This is a genomic window from Flavobacterium sp. (assembly GCF_028712645.1).
In the GTDB taxonomy this organism is placed as follows: domain Bacteria; phylum Bacteroidota; class Bacteroidia; order Flavobacteriales; family Flavobacteriaceae; genus Flavobacterium.
Map to the genome: position 1 here is coordinate 1 of NZ_JAQTPQ010000271.1, position 4513 is coordinate 4513.

Here is a 4513-nt window from a genome sequence, read left to right on the forward strand (position 1 = left end):
TTGGTAATAATTTACTTAATTTTACTCCAAATAATAAATAAAACAAACAATGAAAAAAATAATAATTTTGAGCCTTGCAAGTATTGCAATGCTAATGGTTTTGGTTCAATGTAAATCAAATAATGAAAAGCAAGAAGCTACAACAAAAGAGGTCGTAAATCCTAATTTGCATAAAATTACAGTAAAAGAAATTTTGAACGCAACTGCTTACACTTACCTTTTTGTTGCTGAAGGCGAAAAGGAATTCTGGATTGCAATTCCACTTACAGAAGTAGAAGTTGGAAAAACCTACTCTTATGAAGGAGGAATGGAAATGAAAAAATTTGAAAGCAAAGACTTAAAAAGAACTTTCGATTCTGTATTCTTTGTAGAAGGATTAATGGATCCTAACCCACCAGTAGTAGCTGAAAAAGCAGTAGATACTACTAAAAGTAATGTAACTTCAACTGAATTATCAAAAGGAATTACTTTAGCCAAAGGAGCTATATCGATACACGATTTGTTTTCAGGCAAAGAGAATTTAGCAGGGAAGACTGTAATTTTAACTGGAAAAGTGGTGAAATTTATGCCAGAAATTATGAATAAAAATTGGATTCACCTCCAAGATGGTTCTAGTTTTAAAGGATCAAATGACATAACAATTACCTCATTGGCAAAAGTAAAACTGGATGAAATTGTTACTCTAAAAGGAACTGTTGTTTTAAATAAAGATTTAGGTTCAGGTTATAAATACGACATTCTAATTGAAGATGCTGTTCTTGTGAAATAGAATTGAAATTTCATAAATAAAAGAATCCTATTTCAATGAAAAATGAAATGGGATTTTTTTTGGGAAAAATTATGGTAGATTTGTGTTAGTAAAACAATTTAATGGACAGTTAATTATTTGTCTAATTTTGTAAAAAAGATATAGTTATGGAAATTCAATTTCAAACGAAAGAAGTTAGTAATAAAATGCAACGGGAGAGTTTTTTAAAACTGTCAAAAGTGGAACGCATTTATAACTTTCTAAATCTAGTGTATAGGGTAAATCAATTTCCAAGTAAAGTTAAATCAGATAAATCAACTAATTTTTTGATTACAATTAAGTCTAAATAATATGTTCCACCCTTGGGAAGAAAATATCAATAGTTTCGTTTCATTGGCCAATAAACATAAGGTCAGAATGATTATGGTTGGTGGAGGTGCCGTAAATTTTCACGGATATCAACGCCATTCTGCCGATGTAGATTTTTGGATAGAAACAACCGATGAAAATTTCAAAAAATTAGTCCTTGTTTTTAAAGAAATGGGATTCGAAATTGAAGATTTCCCATTAGCCGTAAAACAGCAACAACAAAACATTTCTGTTAAATTTTCTCCATTAGATTTGGATTTGGAATTGATTACTAATTTTTCAGTAAACAAATCGTTTTCAAAAGCTTACAATGACAGTGAAATTTGCGAAGTAAATGACAATAAATTTTTAAGATGGAATGTGATTTCGCTTGAGGATTTAATTACTAGCAAAATCAAAGCCAATAGACCTAAAGATTTACTGGATATACAACAGCTACGGGAGATAAATAAGAAATAATTTTCAAATAAACGGAACGATAAACTATTGAAAACATATTGTCATCCCAAATTCCGTTGCCAGTAGAAACTACAACACTTAATAAATGCAAAATCCCATTTCAATAAAAACATAAAACCACTCCTTCGAGTGGTTTCATTATTAAAATTGTGTCGGTTCATAGATTACTTATCCTCCAAAATTTCTGTCAAAACCTTGTTTTCTGTGCCATTTGGCATTTCAATTTTTAGTTTCAAAGCTAGTGTTGGTGCAACTTGAGTGATTTCTTTTTTATCGAAACTTTCTCCTGGTTTTATTTTCCATCCATAAAAAAGTAAAGGTGCGTGTGTGTCATAAGCATAAGGTGTTCCGTGAGAAGAACCCGTTGGACCATATTGAATGTATCCGGGTTTGTCAAGTACAACCATATCACCATTTTGAGTTGGGTCATACCCTTTGGCAATAAAATTTAGGTAATAATCATTTCCTGTTGAAGCTAAAATTTCTTCTTCGGTATACACTCTTTTCACTTGTTCCTGCGTCAACAAATAATCCTTGAATACTTGTTTTACTTTAACCAATTCTAATCCTTTTGACTGAATTAATTCCTTGTTAAAAAAAAGATTAAAATTAGAATAATTAGTAACTAAATCCTCACCAAAAGTTGCTATTGAAAAGTTTTTTAAAGATTTAGTGATTTCTTTAGTATTAAGATTTTTAACAGCATATTTATTATCTTTCAAATAATTGGCATTTTCTGCGCAAGCGTGATCTGAAGTTAAGAAAAGTAGATAATTATCCTTACCAACGGTTTTATCTAAATAATCTAAAAAGTCTGCTATTGTCAAATCTAATCGTAAGTATGTGTCTTGTAATTCCATCGATCTTGGCCCCAAAATATGACCAATATAATCTGTTGAAGAAAAGCTAACTGTCAAAAAATCAGTAACATAATCTTTTCCTAATTCTTCTTTTTCGATAGCTTTCTTAGCAAAATCTTCTAATAAATTATTACCAAAAGGTGTTGACCTCATAACTTCAGCTCCGTGTTTATCATACATTTCTTTAAGATTGTATGGGAAAACTGGTTTGTCGCAATTGTATAATTTGCCTTCATACGGATTATCGTCTGGCCAACTTTCATTATAATCAGCTGCTGGTTTTAGTAAATTCCAACCTTTATTGATATATGTCAAATATTTTTTTTCGTTATTGAATTCGGTTACCCAATCAGGAAGCTTTTGACCATAAAAAGTACTCGAAATAAATGCTCCTGTTCCGCTATACCAAAAAGCCCAATTAGCAAAATGTCCTGCTGGCAAGATAGCACCTCGATCTTTCAAACTCATCCCAATTACTTTTCCTTTTAAGTTAGTTCCTAATCGCAATTCATCAGTTATAGTAGTACTTTGAAGATTTTTTGGAGACATTGCTCCTTCTTTGTCTGCCCCATCGCCAACAGTTTGTACAGAATCATCATCTGTACAATAAGTCGTTTTACCTAATTTTCTGCTATACCATTCATTGCCAACAATTCCGTTTACTGATGGTGTGGTTCCCGTATAAATAGAGGCGTGCCCCGGACCAGTATAAGTAGGCATATAATTAAAATTGGCGTTGTGAAATACAAATCCTTTACTCATCAATCGCTTGAAACCATTAGGAGAAAAATCGTCCGAAAAACGATATAAATATTCCATTTTCATTTGATCAACCACAATTCCAACAACTAATTTTGGACGTTGTTGTGCTTGAACGCTAGTAATAACAACAAATGCCAACAACAAAAACAACTTTTTCATAATACATATTTTATTGAAACAAAAATACACATTCCCTTTTAGAAACAGGAAAAACGGATAAAAATTAGGTAAAAATTAATCTTAATTTAACTTAAGTTAATTTTTATAATTGAAGATGTTATAGACAATGATTCTATCTTCATAATTGATGTAAAGTTGCTTACGATTTCCCTGATGTTTTCTGGTAATAATAGAAAGTGTGCAATCTTCACCATTGTTATCTTTGCAAGTAAATGAATAAACACTATCGGTTTCACTCTCTTCTAAAGGGATATAATTTATAATTTCAAATGCTTGAATTACTTCGGAATAAACAACAATTCGATTTTTATCTGTGTCTAATTTTACTAAAATATTGACTAAACCCAAATCAGACCATTTGCCCCAATTCCCTTTTTGATTTTTTTGCAAAACACTCAAACTAGAAGTGCTGAATGTATAGGTTTGACTGTAAGATTGACTCAATCCCAATATCATAAAAGCCAAAACAAGAATTATTTTTATTTTTGTCATCATTTGTAAAATTTGTCAGAAATCAAAAGTAATAAAATTAGAAACTAGAAATCGAATTTTGTAACATCATTTTTTGCTAATTCAAAATCCGCTATTATTTCCTTAATAATTGCTGCTACTGGTTTTATCTCGCAAATTATTCCTGCTATTTGCCCAATTTCTAATTCACCTTCCACTAAATCTCCCTCAAACATTCCACGTTTTGCCCTTGCTCTACCTAACAATGTTGACAATTCCTCTTTTGTTGGGCATTTTGAATACAAATCCTGTACATCTTGGTAAAACTTATTTTTGATTAATCGAACAGGAGCCAATTCTTTCAATGTAACTTGCGTCTCCCCTTCTTTGGTTTCAATAATTCTGTTTTTGAAATTTTCGTGAGCTGATGATTCTATCGAAGCTGCAAAACGACTTCCTATTTGTACACCATCGGCACCAAGAACCATTGCGGCAAGCATTCCTTGACCACTTGCAATTCCTCCCGCAGCAATTAGTGGGATTTTGATTTTTTCTTTCACCATAGGAATTAAGGTAAAAGTGGTGGTTTCCTCTTTTCCATTATGTCCTCCTGCTTCAAAACCTTCAGCTACAACGGCATCAACACCTGCATCTTGTGCTTTTATTGCAAAAACAGAACTGCTCA

General features: G+C 31.6%; 5 protein-coding genes. 2 read left to right on the forward strand and 3 right to left on the reverse strand.

What is annotated here, in order from left to right:
• Positions 1-49: 49 nt before the first annotated feature.
• On the forward strand, positions 50-769 hold the full coding sequence (locus PHC28_RS15970; protein WP_300102953.1) for a hypothetical protein: 720 nt from the start codon (positions 50-52) through the stop codon (positions 767-769).
• 330 nt (positions 770-1099) lie between these two features.
• Complete coding sequence (locus PHC28_RS15975) at positions 1100-1576, forward strand: nucleotidyl transferase AbiEii/AbiGii toxin family protein (RefSeq protein WP_300102958.1); 477 nt, start codon at positions 1100-1102, stop codon at positions 1574-1576.
• 164 nt (positions 1577-1740) lie between these two features.
• Here PHC28_RS15975 and pafA read toward each other — a convergent pair whose 3' ends face one another.
• From pafA to PHC28_RS15990, 3 genes are all read right to left on the reverse strand, one after another.
• Complete coding sequence (gene pafA / locus PHC28_RS15980) at positions 1741-3357, reverse strand: alkaline phosphatase PafA (RefSeq protein ID WP_300102960.1); 1617 nt, start codon at positions 3355-3357, stop codon at positions 1741-1743.
• Positions 3358-3453: 96 nt separating this feature from the next.
• On the reverse strand, positions 3454-3873 hold the full coding sequence (locus tag PHC28_RS15985; RefSeq protein ID WP_367278053.1) for a hypothetical protein: 420 nt from the start codon (positions 3871-3873) through the stop codon (positions 3454-3456).
• A gap of 41 nt (positions 3874-3914) precedes the next feature.
• A partial coding sequence (locus tag PHC28_RS15990; RefSeq protein WP_300102963.1) for a nitronate monooxygenase family protein occupies positions 3915-4513 on the reverse strand: 599 nt, incomplete at its 5' end.

Coding starts and splice junctions, on each gene's coding strand:
- PHC28_RS15970 (WP_300102953.1), top strand. CDS start 50: ATGAAAAAAATAATAATTTTGAGCCTTGCAAGTATTGCAATGCTAATG.
- pafA (WP_300102960.1), bottom strand. CDS start 3,357: ATGAAAAAGTTGTTTTTGTTGTTGGCATTTGTTGTTATTACTAGCGTT.
- PHC28_RS15985 (WP_367278053.1), bottom strand. CDS start 3,873: ATGATGACAAAAATAAAAATAATTCTTGTTTTGGCTTTTATGATATTG.
- PHC28_RS15975 (WP_300102958.1), top strand. CDS start 1,100: ATGTTCCACCCTTGGGAAGAAAATATCAATAGTTTCGTTTCATTGGCC.